Origin of the sequence: Desulfolutivibrio sulfodismutans DSM 3696 (assembly GCF_013376455.1) — a bacterium.
Taxonomy (GTDB): domain Bacteria; phylum Desulfobacterota; class Desulfovibrionia; order Desulfovibrionales; family Desulfovibrionaceae; genus Desulfolutivibrio; species Desulfolutivibrio sulfodismutans.
Map to the genome: position 1 here is coordinate 2,405,933 of NZ_CP045504.1, position 14,796 is coordinate 2,420,728.

Below are 14,796 nucleotides of genomic sequence, written 5' to 3' on the forward strand. Positions count from 1 at the left end.
CTTCGCCGGAGTCCTGCGCCCGGCGCCTTCGCATGGTTCGCTTCGGGCCGATCAACCGGGAGGAACGCCCATGCCCCTTTCCCTGCGCCAGGCAGACCCCGAAGACGCCTCGGCCATAGCCCGCATCATCCGGGAGGTTTCGGCGGGAGTGGCCGATTTCCTGTTGCACCGGGTCTCCCTGGCGGTTTCCGTCAATCGCCTGCTGGCCACCCTGGTCATGGAACCGGGCAACCCCTTCAGCTACGAGAATGCCCTGCTCCTTGAGCACGACGGCCGATTGGCGGGGCTGCTTTTGGCCTATCCTTGGAACCGGCACGGCTATCCCGATATTTTGCAGCGACTGGTGGCGCATAAGCGCCTGGAGATGCTCGACGGCATGTTGCGCACGGCCGACGCCCAGAGCCTGTATATCAACACCCTGTGGGTGGACGAGGCGCTTCGGGGTACGGGCACGGCCGGGGATCTCCTGGAATGCGCCACGCTTATGGCAAAGGACAACGGCCTGCCCCGGATCAGCCTGCATGTGTGGAACGACAATGCCCGGGCCATGCGCTTCTACCTGCGCCACGGATTTACGGTCGCCAGGCACTACGACGTGCCCCGGTACCGCCAGTTGCAACACGACGGAGGCTTTTCGCACATGACCCTGGTTTTGGCCCCCGAAACCACATCACAACACCCGGCGGGCCGCCCATGACCGCGCCTGCCCGGCGTCCGCGCCACATCCTGCTCACCGGGGCCACGGGGGGCATCGGCCAGGCCCTGGCCTTGGAATTCGCCGCGCCGGGAGTGCGCTTAAGTCTCACCGGCCGCAACCAGGAGACCCTGTCGGCCCTGGCCCAGCGGTGCCGGGAGGCCGGGGCCGAGGTCGTCGCTAAGTCCCTGGACGTGCGCCGGATCGAGGCCCTGCACGACTGGATCTGCGCCATGGACGACGCCTGCCCCGTGGACGTGGTCATCGCCAACGCCGGGGTGTCGAGCTCCATCGGCCCGCGTGGCGAGGCCGAACCCGTGGAGGATGTGCGCCGCCTGTTTGCGGTCAACGCCGAGGCCGCCGCCGTAACGCTCTCCGCCCTGGCCGAGCGCATGCGCCTGCGCCGCCAGGGGCGGCTGGCCGTGGTGGCCTCCCTGGGAGGCTGGTGCGGCATGCCCTCCTCCCCGGCCTACAGCGCCAGCAAGGCCGCCGCCCGGATCTACGGCGACTCCCTGCGGGCCTGGCTTGCCCCCTACGGGGTGCGGGTCAGCGTGATCTCGCCGGGATTCGTGGATTCGCCCATGAGCCGACGCTACATGGGCGACAAACCCCTGGCCTGGGACGCAGCCAGAGCCGCCCGGCGCATCCGGCGGGGGATGGAGCGGGGAAGCCCGGTCATCGCCTTCCCGGCCCTGCTGGCCCTGGGCATCAGCCTCCTGAACCTGCTTCCGGCCCGCCTAGGGGACGCCATCCTACGCAAATTTTTCGCCTTCACCGTGATTCCGGATGCCGAATCCCCGCGCGGCAGGGACGCTCCATGATCCTCGGCCTCATGGGGCTGCTGGCCGCCGTGGCCGCGAGCCTTCTGGTCCACCGCGTGGACGCCGTGGCCCATCGGAGCAAGCCCCTGGACGCGGTCATCGACGGCCCGGTGATCATTGTGTCGGGCATGGGCTATCTGGGATTTTTGGCCGTCTCGGGACGTCCGGCGTTCAGCCTGATCCTTATGGCCGGTGGCACGGTGCTGTTGTCCGTGGTCAACCGCCTCAAGCACCGGCTGTTTCGCGAGCCCATCGTCTTTCTCGACGCCGCCCTGACCTTGCAGGTCATGCGCCATCCCGGATTTTACGTGCCCTATCTGTTTCCCGCCCCGGTGCTTGCGGCCGGGGCCGTGGCCGCCGTCGTGATGGCCGTTTTGTGGGGTGTCGAGCCTCCCGTGGATTTTTCCGCGCGACTGGCGGCGGTCCTGGGGATCGCGGCGGGGCTGGCCGTCTGCGCCCTTTTGGCCACGCTGTTTTTTCCAGCCAGGCGGGACGCGGCCCTTAGGCTGCTCAAACGGTATCCGCCGAGCCTTTCCGCCAACGCGGATTTTTCCCGATACGGCCTGTTGTGTTCCTTTTTCCTGCACGGCCTGTGGCATGTCCACCAGCGCGGCCAGGGAGGCAATCCGGGCATCCCGCGTTTCCAGGCCACGCCTGCGGCCGTCCCGGCCGCGACCGCGAACCTGCCGCATCTGGTCCTGATCCAGGCCGAATCCTTCTTCGACGTGCGCCGCCACATGCCGGACGCCCCGGCCGAGCTCCTGCCGCACTACGACCGGCTGCGGGCCGAAGGCACGGGCGGACTGTTCCAGGTCCAGACCCACGGGGCCTATACCATGCGCACGGAATTTTCCGTACTCACGGGCCTTGCGCTGGAAACTCTTGGAACTGACGCCTTCAATCCCTATTTCACGGCCAGCCGCCACCGGGTGGACTCCCTGGCCTGGCGGCTGCGCGCCCTGGGCTACCGCACGGCCTGCATCCACCCCTTCTTCCTCAGCTTCTTCCAACGAAACCGGGTGCTGCCCAACCTCGGCTTCGAGACCCTGTACGGCCAGGAGTTCTTCCCCGGGGACTCCCGCTGCGGCCCCTTCGTCAGCGACGCGGCCCTGTCCCGGTTTGTCCTGGACTGGCTGGCGGCCAGCCGGGAACCGGCCTTCGTCTTCGTCATCACCATGGAGGCCCACGGCCCCTGGAAGCCCGGGCGCCTGGCCCATGAGCCCGGGGCAAAGGACGTGGCGGACAGGCCTATGGACATCTATCTGCACCACCTGCGCCATACCGACGCCATGTTCGGAACCATGGCCGACGGCCTGTGCGGCCTGGACCGCCCGGCGGCCCTGTGCGCCTACGGCGACCATGTGGGCTGCCTGCCCGCCCTGCACCAGCCCAGGGACATGGGCTACGCCGCCACGGATTGGGTGTTGTGGCCCACGCCCATGGCCGGGGCCGGCTCGACGCGGTCCCTGCGGCCCGAGGAGATCGGGGGGGTGATGTGGGATGTGGCCCTGGGCAAAGGGCGACGGTAGGCCGCGCCGGTTCAGGCCTCGGTTTCCAGGCGGATGCGGTGGGACAGCGAGGCGGCGACCCCGGCGCCCCGGAAGGTTCCGGACAGGGGCATGCACAGTTCAGGATGGTGGGCTGCGGCCAGGGCCAGATGCGCGTCGGCCGCAGCCAGCCCCAAGGTGGGATCGTAGCCGCGCCACCCGGCCCCGGGCAGATAGGCCTCGGGCCAGGCATGCAGATCACGATCCTTTTGGTCCGCATCCCCGGCCTGATAGCCGGACACGAACCGGGCCGGCAGCCCTGCCTGCCGACAGACTTCCAGAAAGACCAGGGTCACGTCCCGGCAGGCCCCGCGCGAAAGCGCAAGCGTCCGGGCCGGTTCCCATACCCCCGGCGCCTCGCGCACCTCCACCCGCACGTTACGGTACAGCCAGTCCGTCAGGCAGTTGAGAAAGTCCACGGGAAGCCCCCCGCAGGCCGCCGCAAGCTCCATGCCCAGGCCACCGCAGGCCGGGCAGCCCTGTGCCGCCAGATACGGCCCAAGGGCCTCCCGTTCGTGTTCGGACAACTGCACCGGCAGATGCGCGGCCGCAGGGTCCAGCAGATAGTCGAAGGGATTGGCGCGAAGCGTCCGGGCCTCGAACCGGGTGCAGACCGTCAGGGACTCGTGCAGGCCGTCGAACCACAGCCGGGTGGCGGGATTGCCGCTGGCGTCGAGGATGTCGCACCGCCCGGCTGGCGGCGGGGAGACCTCCAGGGAAAAAAAACCGAGGCGCTGGGAGGCGCTGTCCAGGGGCGCAAGCCGCACCAGGTGCGGCTCGAGAAAGACCGGGCGGCTGTAGCGGTAGCTGGTTTCGTGCTCGCCCCTAAACAGCACCGGCCTCATCCTCCAGCTTGCTGGAAACAAGCTTGCGGGTCGTGGGAGACAGCTCGGCCGCGATGGCCTCGATCCATTCCGAGGGCAGGGCCCGCACGCTCTCGCGCAGCCGCTCTTGCCACCAGGTGGAGATGTGGGCCAGGTCGGACTGCTCGAAGCGGTGCTCCACCAGGACGAAGGAGCCCTTGGAATAGACCACCACGTCCAGGGGGAAGTCCACCCCGGCGGCGCTGATGCGGGTGGAGTCGAAGGCCAGGCAGCCCACCTTGAGGGCGAAGTGGATGGAGTCGGCATATTTGAGGGTGCGGTCCAGCACGGGCTTGCCGTAGCCGGTCTCGCCGATGATGTGGTACGGCGTGCCCGCGTTGATCTCCACCCAGTTGCCCTGGGGATAGACGAGGTACAGCTTGTGGGTGGCGTCGCCCGAGAGCTGGCCGCCCATGATCACATGGATGTTGAACTGAAGGCCGGACTCGTCGAGAAAGTCCTTGTCCTCCCTGGCCACCCGCCGGATGACGTCGGCGAAGATGTTCACGGCCTTGTACAGCTTGTTGGGCGGCGGGCAGGTCTCCAGGGCCTCCTCGAAGTAGGTGACCACCTTGTCGCGCACCGAGCGCAGGCCCGAGGTCATGAAAAAGAGCACCCCGCCGTCGATCTCGTAGGTGCTGAGCTTCTGGCCCGTGGTCATCTCGTTGCCCGCCACGATGCGGGTGTCGGAGATGCCCACCAGGCCCTCTTCCACGGTAATGCCAAGGCAAAAGGTCATTGGTCCACCTGTTGGAGGGGCGTGGGGTCGTGGTATCCGAAAAACTCCCGCCCGAGCTGCGTGTCGATGGTGTTCATGCGGGTCTGCAGGCGATCCGTGAACTGGTGCAGACCTTGCTCGAAAACGTCCTCGATGGTCAAGTAGGACAGATCCGAACACAATTGCCCCAACAGCCGCTCGCTGCCGCGCGAAAAATGCCCCACCCGGGTGCCGGTGATGTCGTGCAGGGCGCGCTGGGCGCTGCCCAGGCCGTAGATGATGGAGCGCGGGAAGTCGTGGTCGAAAAGCAAAAACTCCGCCACCCTGGCCGGAGAGATGCGGCCCCGGAGGCGACGGTAGGCGTTGAGCGCGCTGGTGGCCCGCAAAAGCGCCGACCAGTGGATGGAGTCGAAGCTCTGGGGCGCGCCGCTTAAGCCCGGCAAGAGCAGGTGGCAGTTGACGTCGAGAATGCGCGAGGTCTTGTCGCAACGCTCCAGTTGCCGCCCCAGGCGCGAGAAGTGCCAGGCCTCGTCGTGGATCATGGCGTCCCGGGAGATGCCCTCCAGGATGAAATCGCGGACCTTGATCTCCTGGCAGAACTCCGAGGGGTTGTCCACGACGGCCAGCGGATTTTTGGCCGCGTCATGCACCAGGTGGTAGTAGATGTTGATCTGCTCCCACATCTCGTAGGGAATGACCTCGCGGATGGCCCGGGCGTTTTCCCGGGCGGCCCACAGGCAGGAGGCGATGGAGTTGGCGTAGCCCCGTTCGAAGCACAGAAAGGTGGTCACGGTGGCCGCGTCGTAGGCCCCGTACCGCTCCTCGAAAAGGGTATGGTCGCCGCTGGCGATGACCAGGGGCCGCCATTCCCCGGCGCCGGCCCCGGGCAGATCCAGGGTCAGGTGCCAGTTGACCTCCACGAACCGGGCCAGATTCCCGGCCCGTTCCAGATACCGGCTCATCCAATAGACGGCGTTGGCCACGCGCGCGAGCATGGATCACCTTTCCTCGGTTAGTGTTTGAGCACCCAGGTGTCCTTGCTGCCCCCGCCCTGGGAGGAATTGACCACCAGCGACCCTTTTTTCAGGGCCACCCGGGTCAGCCCCCCGGGGATGACCTGTACGTCGCCGCCATGCAGGATGTAGGGCCGAAGGTCCACATGGCGGCCCTCGAAGTGGTCCCCCACGATAACCGGAGCCCGGGAGAGCATGAGCGCGGGCTGGGCGATGTAATTCCTGGGCCGGTCCTGGATGCGCCGTGTGAACTCCTCGCGCTCGGCCCGGGTCGAGCCGGGGCCGACGAGCATGCCGTAGCCCCCGGATTCGTTGGCGGCCTTGACCACCATGGTCTCCAGATTGTCCAGGACGAAGGCCCGGTCGGCGTCGCGCCAGCACAGGTAGGTGGGCACGTTGGGCAGAAACGGCGTCTCGCCCAGATAGTAGCGGATGATCTCCGGGACGAAGGCGTAGACCACCTTGTCGTCGGCCACGCCGGTTCCCGGGGCGTTGGCCAGGCAGACGTTTCCGGCCCGGTAGGCGGACATGATCCCCGGCACCCCGAGCAGGGACTCGGGCCGGAACGCCAGGGGATCCAAAAAGTCGTCGTTCAAGCGGCGGTAGATGACGTCCACCTTTTTGAGGCCCTTGGTGGTGCGCATGTAGACGAAGTCGTTTTCCACGATCAGGTCGTGGTTCTGCACCAGCTCAATGCCGGTCTGAAGCGCCAGGAACGAATGCTCGAAATAGGCCGAGTTGTAGATGCCGGGGGTGAGAAGCGCCACGCAGGGCTGGGCCACGGGGTGCGGCGCCATGCGCAAAAGCATGTCCAAAAGCCTGGCCGGATAGTCGTCCACGGGCCGCACCCGCGAGGCGGCGAAGACCTCGGGCAGGGTGCGCTTCATGAGCCGCCGGTTGGCCAGCACGTAGGACACCCCCGAGGGACAGCGCAGATTGTCCTCCAGGACGTAAAAGACGCCCTTTTCATCGCGCACCAGGTCCGTGCCCGTGACGTGGCACCAGATGCCCCGGGGCGGGTTGATACCCATGCAGGCGGGCAGAAAGCCCTCGGCGGTCTCGATGATCTCGCGCGGGATGACCCCGTCGCGCAGGATCTTCTGGTCGTGGTAGATGTCGTCGAGAAACAGGTTCAGGGCGAAGATGCGCTGCTTGAGCCCGATCTCGACCTTGTCCCAGTCTTTCGCCGACACCACGCGCGGCACCACGTCGAAGGGAAAGATCTTCTCCGTGCCCTGCTCATGGCCGTAGACCGTAAACGTGATCCCCAGGTCGTAGAGGGCCTTTTCGGCCTTCTGCTGGCGGCGCGACAGCTCGCCCTCGGGCAGGGACTCGATTTTTTCCACCAATAGCCGCGTGCCGTCCCGGGCTACGCCGGGGGCGGCGAACATTTCGTCGTGGAACGGACCCAGGTCGTATCCGGTGAACTTCATGCACGCCCCGCTTTGCACAATATTGTTATTTTCCGGCAATATGCCCCCGGCCCCCGGCCCCTGTCAACACGCGCCACGGCTCATGATACGTAAAATTTATCAATTTTGTTAAAATACAGCCTTTTCCAGCCAGACCAAACCCAGGTCCGGCGACCGTCAGTGCCCCCCTTTGGCCGGGCGGCTTGTCAAGCGCGACAGGGCGGGGGTATTTCAGGCGTCATGCCAGACCATATGCACAGGAGACGCACCACCGAACGCCCCGGGCGGCCGCCTGGGCAGACCGCCCGCCAGAGGGCGAACCGCACCTTTTCGCCCTCCCCGGCCCGTCCGACGCGCCTGCCCCCCGGATCGTCCCGGACAGCCCGCTCAGGCCCCTCGACCCGGCCAGTCCGGCCAGCCAGGGTCGCAACCGGCGGCGGGCGTCGCCCATGACCCCCAGGCTCTCCCTGCCGCCCCCGGCCGACGTGCTGGTGCTCGGCGCCGGGCTGGCCGGACTGGCCGCCGCCCGGGCCGCCCTGGAGGCCGCGCCCGGGAGCGTCGTGACGGTTGCCGCGCCGCAGGGCGGCCCCTCGGGATCGTCGTTCGCCAACATGCACGACCGCCTGGGCCTGCATGCCCCGGCCACGAGCGGGGAACGCCAGGACTTTTGCCGCGAGGCCCTGGCCCTGGGCCGCCCCGGGATGGTTGACGAAGGGCTTGTCAAAATTCTGGCGGAGGAGGCCCTGGAGCGCCGCCAGGAACTGGAGGCCCTGGGCGTGGCCTTCGTGCGCGACGATACCGGCGCACCGCGTCTTTTCCCGGCCTGCTTCAGCCCCCAGTCCCGGAGGGCTGCGGTTTTTGGCGACCTGGCCCATGCCTACCGGGTCATGGCCGACCGGGTGGCGTCCCTGGGCGGACGGCTGGCCCCGGGACTGACCGCCGTGTCGCTTTTGCAGGAATCGCCCGGGGCCCGGGTGTTGGGGGCGCTGTGCGAGGACGCCGCCGAGGGACTTGCCGTTTTGCCCGCCCGGGCCGTGGTGGCCGCCATGGGCGGCCCGGCCTCGCTTTTTCTCCACAACCAGGCGGGCCAGGGCGGCACAGGAACCGGGCACGGCATCCTGGCCGCAGCCGGGGCGGCCCTGGCCAACACGGCCTATCTGCAATGGATGTGGGCCCGGCTGCCGAGCCGGGCCTTCTGGCCGGTGTGGAGCCTTTTTGGCGACGCAGCTTTCCTCCTGAACCGCCAGGGACACCCCGTGCCCCTCCCCGACACGGTGCGGGCCGCCTCACTGTCCCGGGCCGACCACTGCCCCCTGGGCCACGGCCTGGCCGACGCCGCCCTGGACCGCTTTGTCCTGGACCATGCCGACACGTTGGGTGTGGCCGACATCCAGGCGTCGGCCCCTGGCGGGGGCACGGAACGCTTCCAGGCGGCGCTTCTGGCCCATGCCGGAAACGGCGGGGCCATCATCGACGCGGATGGCCGCACCACGGTCCCCGGGCTGTTCGCCGCCGGGGAATGCGCCACGGGCATGCATGGGGCCAACCGCCTGGGCGGGGCCATGGTGGCGGCCTGTCTGGTCTTCGGCGCCCGGGCCGGGAGGGCGGCGGCTACGACGCCGGACCACCTCCCGGACCTCACCCGGAGTCTTGTGGCACAGCGTGTGCATGAATATCATCGCAACCCGCGCCAGCGTGAGGCCGCGCGATGTTTTCTGGCCCACGCCCTGCAACGGCACGGACTTCCCCGGGATGATCGCCACGGACTGGATCTCTTGAAACCCCTGGCTGATCGCAGGCGGACCATCTCGGACATCCTGGCCGTGCGCATGATCGATTCGGCGCTTATTTTCGCCCAGGGTCGCTCCTGATTTTTCCCGATGTGGGCGCAATATGCCTGCACAGGGTAAAGATTGCCCGACTTCTGCCGATAATGTTAGGAAACCGAACGATCAAGTTAAGGACGCAGACACCATGGCCACCACCTCGACAGCCGCTCATCCATTGGAACAACAGGATATTGACGGTGAGGCTTGTGCTGCCGGAAAAGGCCTGTTATGTGAGACGAAAACCCGGCAATTTGGTCGCCCCATGAACGATCTCACGGTTCTGCCGCTTCGCAAGCAATACTACGCCCCCAGCAAGGACACCTGGGTGCTGGCCATCCTGGACGCCCTTTCCCTGGACAGCAATCTCTCCCAACGCGATCTGGGCCGCCGCCTGGGCATCAGCGGCGCGGTGATCAACCAACGCCTGCGTGAGCTGCAAAACCGCAGCCTGCTGCGTTTCGAGGTCCGCAACGGCAAAAGCTACCGCTATATCCTCACCCCCGAGGGGGAAAGTCTGCGCGAGGAGATGGTTTCCCGGTGCACCAGCGAGGCCATCCACATCTACACGGCGCTCAAACGCCACTGTCGGGAGCGCCTGGAATGGCTTCGGGCCAGGAACATCATAAAGATCGCCATGTTCGGGGCTTCCGAAACCTGCGAGGTGGTCATTTCGGCCTTAAGCGACATGCCGTTTAAGGTCATGGCCCTGGTGGACAACGACGTGGCGAAGCACGGCACGGTTTTTCACGGCTATGTCGTCTCGTCGCCCAGAATATTGGAGTTGGTGGACTGCCAGGCCGTGTTGATTACCTCTTTTGGCCGACAATCCGAGATTCGTGAACAGCTAGCGCCCTTGTGCCGCACAAGAGGGGTGGAGATCGTGAGCCTATGAACACCGTAAAAGGCATCCGCATCGCTTCCGGACGACACATCGGCCCCGGGGAACCATGCTTTATCGTGGCCGAAATCGGCAACAACCATCAAGGGGATCTGAGCATCGCCCGGGACATGGTCTACGCCGCCGCCGCGGCCGGGGCGGACGCGGTGAAGTTTCAAAAGCGCGACATGGACTGCCTGTTCACCCGGGCAGGCAAGGAAGCCCCCTACGGCGGCAAACACAGCTTCGGCCCCACCTACGGCGAACATCGCCTGGCCCTGGAACTGGGCATTGAGGCCATGGCCGAACTCAAGGCCCTGTCCGAAAAGCTCGGTCTGGTCTTTTTCGCCTCGGCCTGGGATCTGGTCAGCGCCCGGGAGATGCTGGACCTGGGCATGGAAATTTTCAAGGTCTGCTCGGCGGATCTGGTCAACATCCCCCTGCTGCGGCTGGTGGGCGAGGCCGAGGTGCCGGTGATCATGTCCACGGGCATGAGCGACTGGCAGGACGTGGACGTGGCCGTGGCCGAGATGCGCCGCTACCATGAACGCATGGTGCTCCTGCATTGCAACAGTTCCTATCCCTGCCCCGACGAACTTGTGGGGCTCCCGGTCATGAACGCCATGGCCAAACGCTACAGCCTGCCCGTGGGCTATTCCGGCCACGAGACCGGCCTGGGGCCGAGCATCGCCGCCGTGGCCATGGGGGCCTGCGTGGTGGAGCGCCACTTCACCCTGGACCGCTCCCAGCGCGGCACCGACCATCAGGCGTCGCTCGAACCCGGCCATTTCGCGGGCCTGTGCGCCATGATCCGGGAGACCGAGGCGGCCTTGCGCCTGCGCAAAAAGCAGGTCTGCCCCACCGAACGGTCATCGGCCGCCAAGCTGCGCAAAAGCATCGTGTTCGCCCGCGACCTTCCGGCCGGACATGTCCTGTCCCAGGCCGACATCACGGTCAAATGCCCGGGAACGGGCATCTCGCCGGTGCAGTGGGACGAGGTGCTGGGGAGCCGCCTGACGCGCAGCGTCCTGTGCGAGGAGCTTGTGGACTGGGACGCCCTGGCCGTGGACCAGCCGTCCGCGACCATGTCCGGGCGCTCGTAACCCGGGGCGACGCTCGGGGACGGCCCCGTCAGGCCAGCCGTCCCGGCCATGGCGCCGCCAGGGGAGAAGGCATGCGCATCGTGATGATCGCCGAGAACGATCCGGCCGGGGTGGGGTCGCTTTTGCGAAGCGCGCTGACCCGGCATACGGACCATGTCTGTCGGCTGGTCACCACCCAGACGCGCTACACCCACAACTGGGAAAAAGACCTGCATGTGCCCCTGCTCGACGCGGCAGGCCTGGACGAACTGGCCACGGTCCTTGAGACGGCCGACGTCTTCCATTTCCACATGCTGGCCGACGAGCACATGCCCCTGGGGCCGCTCACGGCCGCCCCGTTCATGACCAACAAGGCCATCGTCCACCACCACCACGGCCACCACGTCTTCCGGGCTCATCCGGAACTCTTCCAGAAGAAATACCGCGACCTGGGGCGAAAAAACCTGCTGGTCTGCACCCCGGACCTGCTTCTCAAGCTGCCCGGGGCCCGCCTGCAGCCCAATCTCGTGCCCCAGAACGATCCCCGATACCTGCCGCATCCGCGCCCGTCCGACGGCCGGGTGCGGCTTGGGCACTCCCCCACCCGCAAGGACTTGAAAAACACCGACGAGCTTTTGGCGGTCCACGCCCGGCTGGCCAGGGAGCTGCCCCTGGACCTGGACCTCATCGACGACGTCCCCCATGTGGAATGCCTGGCCCGCAAACAGGCCTGCGACATCGTCTTCGACCACATGCAGGGCTACTACGGCATGTCCTCGCTGGAGGCCCTGTCCCAGGGCATGCCGACCATCGCCGGGCTCGACGACTGGAACACGGCGACCATCCGGGAATTCTTCGGCGTGGACGAGCTCCCCTGGGTGGCGGCCCGCACGGCCGACGATCTGGAAGCCCGCCTGCGCGAACTGGTCGCCTCTCCGGACGAACGACGCCGCATCGGTCGGGCCTCCCGGACCTTCATGGAGACGGTCTGGAGCGAGGAGCGCCTCACAGCCGCCCTGTGCGATTTCTACGCCGCCTTGCGCTGATCGCGCCTCGCCCCGCCCCGGCGCCTCCTTCTTTTTTCTCAAACACGCCCTGCCAGCCGGAACATCCCGCAAGCCCGGGCGCGCACCATGTCCGGGCGACTCCGGTCGGCGCGGTCGCCGGTCCTATCCGAAGTCCATGCCGGAGTCCCGGTTGACAGGCCCGGGGTCCGGGATTATCTCACAACTGTTTGGCGACTTCGCCAAGGAGCTGCCCATGCACGAACTGCCCACCACACCACGGCCGACCACGGAAATGTTTGCCGAGCGGGCCCGGGTCATCAAGGCCCTGGCGCATCCCTCGCGGCTTCTGATTGTGGACGAACTGTCGAGGGGCGAGCGGTGCGTGTGCGAACTGACCGAGCTTGTGGGCCACGACATCTCCACGGTTTCCAAGCACCTGGCGGTGCTCAAGCGGGTCGGCATCGTGGCCGACGAAAAACGCGGCCTTCAGGTCTATTACCGCCTCAAGACGCCATGTGTGCTGAATTTTTTTGCATGCATCGAGAACGTGCTCCGGGACCGGTAAAAAATTTTTCGCCACTTCTTGGCGAAATCGCCAAGTACTGGCCCCCCTGGGGACACGCCAGGGCCGACCACGGGGGGGCAGGCGGGATGGTCGGACGGCGCGAGGGGTTCATGGACAAACAGTCCATATCGGACATCCTGGACAGTCTTCTCCAGGAAGAAACATCCAACTGCTGGCGGAGTCCGTTGCGAACGTGGTGCGACAATGAACAAATGCGATGCCAAGACCTGCGCCTGTGCCGATGAGGCGAAACCCATGGAAGAAATCCGTCCGCAAAATAACGCGCGTCTCCTGAAGTACCTGGCGGCGCTCGTGCCGTCGCTGGTCCTGTGGTGGCTGGTGTACGGCCAGTTGGCCGCCGTGGCCCGGCATCTGACCCAGGACGTGTTCGGCCTGGCCGCTGGCAGCCACGCCGCCGAGGCCGTGGAATTTTTCCTCTACGACACCCCCAAGGTGCTCATGCTCCTGACCCTGGTGGTTTTCGGCGTGGGCATCCTGCGTTCCTTTTTCACGCCGGAGCGCACGCGGCGGGTTTTGGCCGGGAGGCGGGAGTCGGCCGGAAACGTGATGGCCGCCCTGTTGGGCATTGTCACGCCGTTTTGCTCCTGCTCGGCCGTGCCGCTTTTTATCGGCTTCGTCACCGCCGGGGTGCCGCTTGGGGTCACCTTTTCCTTCCTGATCGCCGCCCCCATGGTCAACGAGATCGCCCTGGTCTTGCTCTACGGCCTCCTGGGATGGAAGGTCGCGGCGCTGTATCTGGCCACCGGGCTGTCCATCGCCATGGTCGCCGGGTGGGTGATCGGAAAACTGAACCTCGAAAACCAGATCGAGGACTGGGTTAGGGAGATGCGCTCGGACCCGAACCAGATTCCGGACACGCGGATGCCCTTTGCCGAACGGATCGCGGCCGGGCTTGCGGCGGTCAGGGACATCGTGGGCAAGGTCTGGGTGTATGTGGTCCTGGGCATCGCCGTGGGGGCGGGCATCCACGGCTACGTGCCGGAAGGGTTCATGGCCCAGATCATGGGCAAGGGGGCCTGGTGGTCCGTGCCCGTGGCGGTCCTTATCGGCATCCCCATGTATTCCAACGCGGCGGGCATCGTACCCGTGGTGGAGGCGCTGTTGGGCAAGGGCGCGGCCCTGGGCACGGTTCTGGCCTTCATGATGGCGGTCATCGCCCTGTCGCTGCCGGAGATGGTCATCCTGCGCAAGGTCTTGAAACCCCGGCTCATCGCCGCCTTCGCGGGGGTCGTCGGCCTGGGCATCCTTTTCGTGGGCTATCTGTTCAACCTGCTCGTCTAAAAAGGAGATATCGTATGGACATCAAGGTGCTGGGGCCCGGCTGTCCCAAATGCAAGGACGCAGAAAAGCTGGCCCTGGACGCGGTGCGGGAATCCGGCGTGGAGGCCAATGTGGAGAAGGTTTCGGATCTGAAGGACATCATGAGTTACGGGGTGTTTTCCACCCCGGCCGTGGTCATCGACGGCGTGGTCAAATCCGTGGGCAAGGTTCCCTCGAAGAAGGAGTTTTTGTCCTGGATCAAACCGGCGTAACGCCCGGGACCGCCCAGGCCGCGTGGACCGGAAGGGGCCTGCGGCCAGGAAGGCCGCCCCCCGGGCCGCCCCGAAAAGGCCGGTGGATGCCGCCTCTGCAAGGATGGCCATGGACCAGTTCTTTCTGACCGTAAACCAGTGGATGACCAGCGGCACGGCCATCGCCGCCCTGGGCTGTTTCCTCTGGGGCATGCTCAGCGTGCTGCTCAGCCCCTGCCATCTGGCCTCCATCCCGCTCATCGTGGGCTACGTCGGCGGCCAGGACGAATCGCTGAAGGGCTGCAGCGCGGCGCTTTGCGCGGTCCTTTTCACGCTGGGGCTTTTCATCACCATCGCCCTGGTGGGCGTGGCATGCGCCCTTCTGGGCCGGATGCTGGGCGATGTCGGCTCCTGGTGGACGATCCTCATCGGGCTGGTCCTGGTCTGGGTCTCCCTGGATATGCTCGGGGTGGCCCGCTGCTCCATGTCCGGCAGCCTCATGGGGAAAATCCGCCTGCAAGGACTCTCGGGGGCCTTTGTCCTGGGGCTTGGATACGGGATGTTATCCGGCTCCTGCACCTTCGGCTTCATCGCCCCCATCCTGGCGGTCATCACCATCCAGGACCGGCTGGCCACGGGCTTGCTTTTCATCCTGCTTTTCGGCATCGGGCACTGTCTGCCCATCGTGGCGGCCGGAAGCTCCACGGCCTGGGTCAGGCGCATGCTGGCCAAAAGCTCCTTCCACAAGGCCAGCGGGCGGTTCCGGAAACTGGCCGGGGGCATGATCGCCCTTCTGGGCCTCTCCTTCATCGCCAGACCCTTTCTCGAATCGTGAG

General features: G+C 66.4%; 15 protein-coding genes. 11 read left to right on the plus strand and 4 right to left on the minus strand.

Features of this window, described 5'->3' with window-relative positions:
- Positions 1–70 precede the first annotated feature (70 nt).
- The 3 genes from GD606_RS11255 to GD606_RS11265 are packed head-to-tail and all read left to right on the plus strand — an operon-like array spanning position 71 to position 3,044.
- On the plus strand, positions 71–697 hold the full coding sequence (locus GD606_RS11255; protein WP_163301539.1) for a GNAT family N-acetyltransferase: 627 nt from the start codon (positions 71–73) through the stop codon (positions 695–697).
- Positions 694–1,515, plus strand: coding sequence for an SDR family NAD(P)-dependent oxidoreductase (locus GD606_RS11260; protein WP_163301538.1), 822 nt, complete (start codon positions 694–696; stop codon positions 1,513–1,515). The genes GD606_RS11255 and GD606_RS11260 overlap by 4 nt, the downstream gene beginning before the upstream one ends.
- Entirely contained in the window at positions 1,512–3,044 is a 1,533-nt protein-coding gene (locus tag GD606_RS11265) for an LTA synthase family protein (protein WP_163301537.1), read from the plus strand. Before GD606_RS11260 ends, GD606_RS11265 begins: the two co-directional genes overlap by 4 nt.
- Positions 3,045–3,055: 11 nt before the next feature.
- Here the strand turns inward: GD606_RS11265 and GD606_RS11270 are convergent, their stop codons facing one another.
- From GD606_RS11270 to GD606_RS11285, 4 genes are read right to left on the minus strand one after another with little or no spacing between them, the layout of a single operon-like run.
- Entirely contained in the window at positions 3,056–3,898 is an 843-nt protein-coding gene (locus GD606_RS11270; RefSeq protein WP_246298752.1) for a transglutaminase family protein, read from the minus strand.
- Positions 3,888–4,664: a proteasome-type protease gene (locus GD606_RS11275; protein ID WP_163301535.1), complete on the minus strand. Its 777-nt coding sequence runs from the start codon at positions 4,662–4,664 to the stop codon at positions 3,888–3,890. Before GD606_RS11275 ends, GD606_RS11270 begins: the two co-directional genes overlap by 11 nt.
- Positions 4,661–5,638 carry an alpha-E domain-containing protein gene (locus GD606_RS11280; RefSeq protein ID WP_163301534.1) on the minus strand — a complete coding sequence of 326 codons (978 nt, stop codon included), beginning with the start codon at positions 5,636–5,638 and terminating at the stop codon, positions 4,661–4,663. Before GD606_RS11280 ends, GD606_RS11275 begins: the two co-directional genes overlap by 4 nt.
- A gap of 17 nt (positions 5,639–5,655) precedes the next feature.
- The gene (locus GD606_RS11285) at positions 5,656–7,089 is read right to left on the minus strand and encodes a circularly permuted type 2 ATP-grasp protein (RefSeq protein ID WP_163301533.1); all 1,434 of its coding nucleotides are present in this window, start codon (positions 7,087–7,089) and stop codon (positions 5,656–5,658) included.
- 428 nt (positions 7,090–7,517) lie between these two features.
- Between GD606_RS11285 and GD606_RS11290 the strand changes: the two genes are divergently transcribed.
- The 8 genes from GD606_RS11290 to GD606_RS11325 all read left to right on the plus strand — a co-directional run bounded on the left by GD606_RS11290 (position 7,518) and on the right by GD606_RS11325 (position 14,795).
- Entirely contained in the window at positions 7,518–8,939 is a 1,422-nt protein-coding gene (locus tag GD606_RS11290) for an FAD-binding protein (RefSeq protein ID WP_163301532.1), read from the plus strand.
- A gap of 220 nt (positions 8,940–9,159) precedes the next feature.
- Positions 9,160–9,789, plus strand: coding sequence for a winged helix-turn-helix domain-containing protein (locus tag GD606_RS11295; RefSeq protein ID WP_163301531.1), 630 nt, complete (start codon positions 9,160–9,162; stop codon positions 9,787–9,789).
- Complete coding sequence (locus GD606_RS11300; RefSeq protein WP_163301530.1) at positions 9,786–10,877, plus strand: N-acetylneuraminate synthase family protein; 1,092 nt, start codon at positions 9,786–9,788, stop codon at positions 10,875–10,877. The genes GD606_RS11295 and GD606_RS11300 overlap by 4 nt, the downstream gene beginning before the upstream one ends.
- Positions 10,878–10,948: 71 nt before the next feature.
- Positions 10,949–11,902, plus strand: coding sequence for a glycosyltransferase (locus tag GD606_RS11305; RefSeq protein WP_163301529.1), 954 nt, complete (start codon positions 10,949–10,951; stop codon positions 11,900–11,902).
- Positions 11,903–12,116: 214 nt separating this feature from the next.
- On the plus strand, positions 12,117–12,428 hold the full coding sequence (locus tag GD606_RS11310; protein WP_163301528.1) for an ArsR/SmtB family transcription factor: 312 nt from the start codon (positions 12,117–12,119) through the stop codon (positions 12,426–12,428).
- Between the two features lie 255 nt (positions 12,429–12,683).
- A complete protein-coding gene (locus tag GD606_RS11315; protein WP_374190857.1) occupies positions 12,684–13,730 on the plus strand; it encodes a permease in 1,047 nt (348 codons plus the stop codon).
- 14 nt (positions 13,731–13,744) lie between these two features.
- The gene (locus GD606_RS11320) at positions 13,745–13,981 is read left to right on the plus strand and encodes a thioredoxin family protein (RefSeq protein ID WP_163301526.1); all 237 of its coding nucleotides are present in this window, start codon (positions 13,745–13,747) and stop codon (positions 13,979–13,981) included.
- A gap of 109 nt (positions 13,982–14,090) precedes the next feature.
- On the plus strand, positions 14,091–14,795 hold the full coding sequence (locus GD606_RS11325; protein WP_163301525.1) for a cytochrome c biogenesis CcdA family protein: 705 nt from the start codon (positions 14,091–14,093) through the stop codon (positions 14,793–14,795).
- Position 14,796: the final 1 nt, after the last annotated feature.

What these genes read in the sequence shown, in the direction of transcription:
- GD606_RS11255 (WP_163301539.1), top strand. Translation starts at nt 71, where the DNA reads ATGCCCCTTTCCCTGCGCCAGGCAGACCCCGAAGACGCCTCGGCCATA.
- GD606_RS11260 (WP_163301538.1), top strand. Translation starts at nt 694, where the DNA reads ATGACCGCGCCTGCCCGGCGTCCGCGCCACATCCTGCTCACCGGGGCC.
- GD606_RS11265 (WP_163301537.1), top strand. Translation starts at nt 1,512, where the DNA reads ATGATCCTCGGCCTCATGGGGCTGCTGGCCGCCGTGGCCGCGAGCCTT.
- GD606_RS11275 (WP_163301535.1), bottom strand. Translation starts at nt 4,664, where the DNA reads ATGACCTTTTGCCTTGGCATTACCGTGGAAGAGGGCCTGGTGGGCATC.
- GD606_RS11280 (WP_163301534.1), bottom strand. Translation starts at nt 5,638, where the DNA reads ATGCTCGCGCGCGTGGCCAACGCCGTCTATTGGATGAGCCGGTATCTG.
- GD606_RS11285 (WP_163301533.1), bottom strand. Translation starts at nt 7,089, where the DNA reads ATGAAGTTCACCGGATACGACCTGGGTCCGTTCCACGACGAAATGTTC.
- GD606_RS11290 (WP_163301532.1), top strand. Translation starts at nt 7,518, where the DNA reads ATGACCCCCAGGCTCTCCCTGCCGCCCCCGGCCGACGTGCTGGTGCTC.
- GD606_RS11295 (WP_163301531.1), top strand. Translation starts at nt 9,160, where the DNA reads ATGAACGATCTCACGGTTCTGCCGCTTCGCAAGCAATACTACGCCCCC.
- GD606_RS11300 (WP_163301530.1), top strand. Translation starts at nt 9,786, where the DNA reads ATGAACACCGTAAAAGGCATCCGCATCGCTTCCGGACGACACATCGGC.
- GD606_RS11305 (WP_163301529.1), top strand. Translation starts at nt 10,949, where the DNA reads ATGCGCATCGTGATGATCGCCGAGAACGATCCGGCCGGGGTGGGGTCG.
- GD606_RS11310 (WP_163301528.1), top strand. Translation starts at nt 12,117, where the DNA reads ATGCACGAACTGCCCACCACACCACGGCCGACCACGGAAATGTTTGCC.
- GD606_RS11315 (WP_374190857.1), top strand. Translation starts at nt 12,684, where the DNA reads ATGGAAGAAATCCGTCCGCAAAATAACGCGCGTCTCCTGAAGTACCTG.
- GD606_RS11320 (WP_163301526.1), top strand. Translation starts at nt 13,745, where the DNA reads ATGGACATCAAGGTGCTGGGGCCCGGCTGTCCCAAATGCAAGGACGCA.
- GD606_RS11325 (WP_163301525.1), top strand. Translation starts at nt 14,091, where the DNA reads ATGGACCAGTTCTTTCTGACCGTAAACCAGTGGATGACCAGCGGCACG.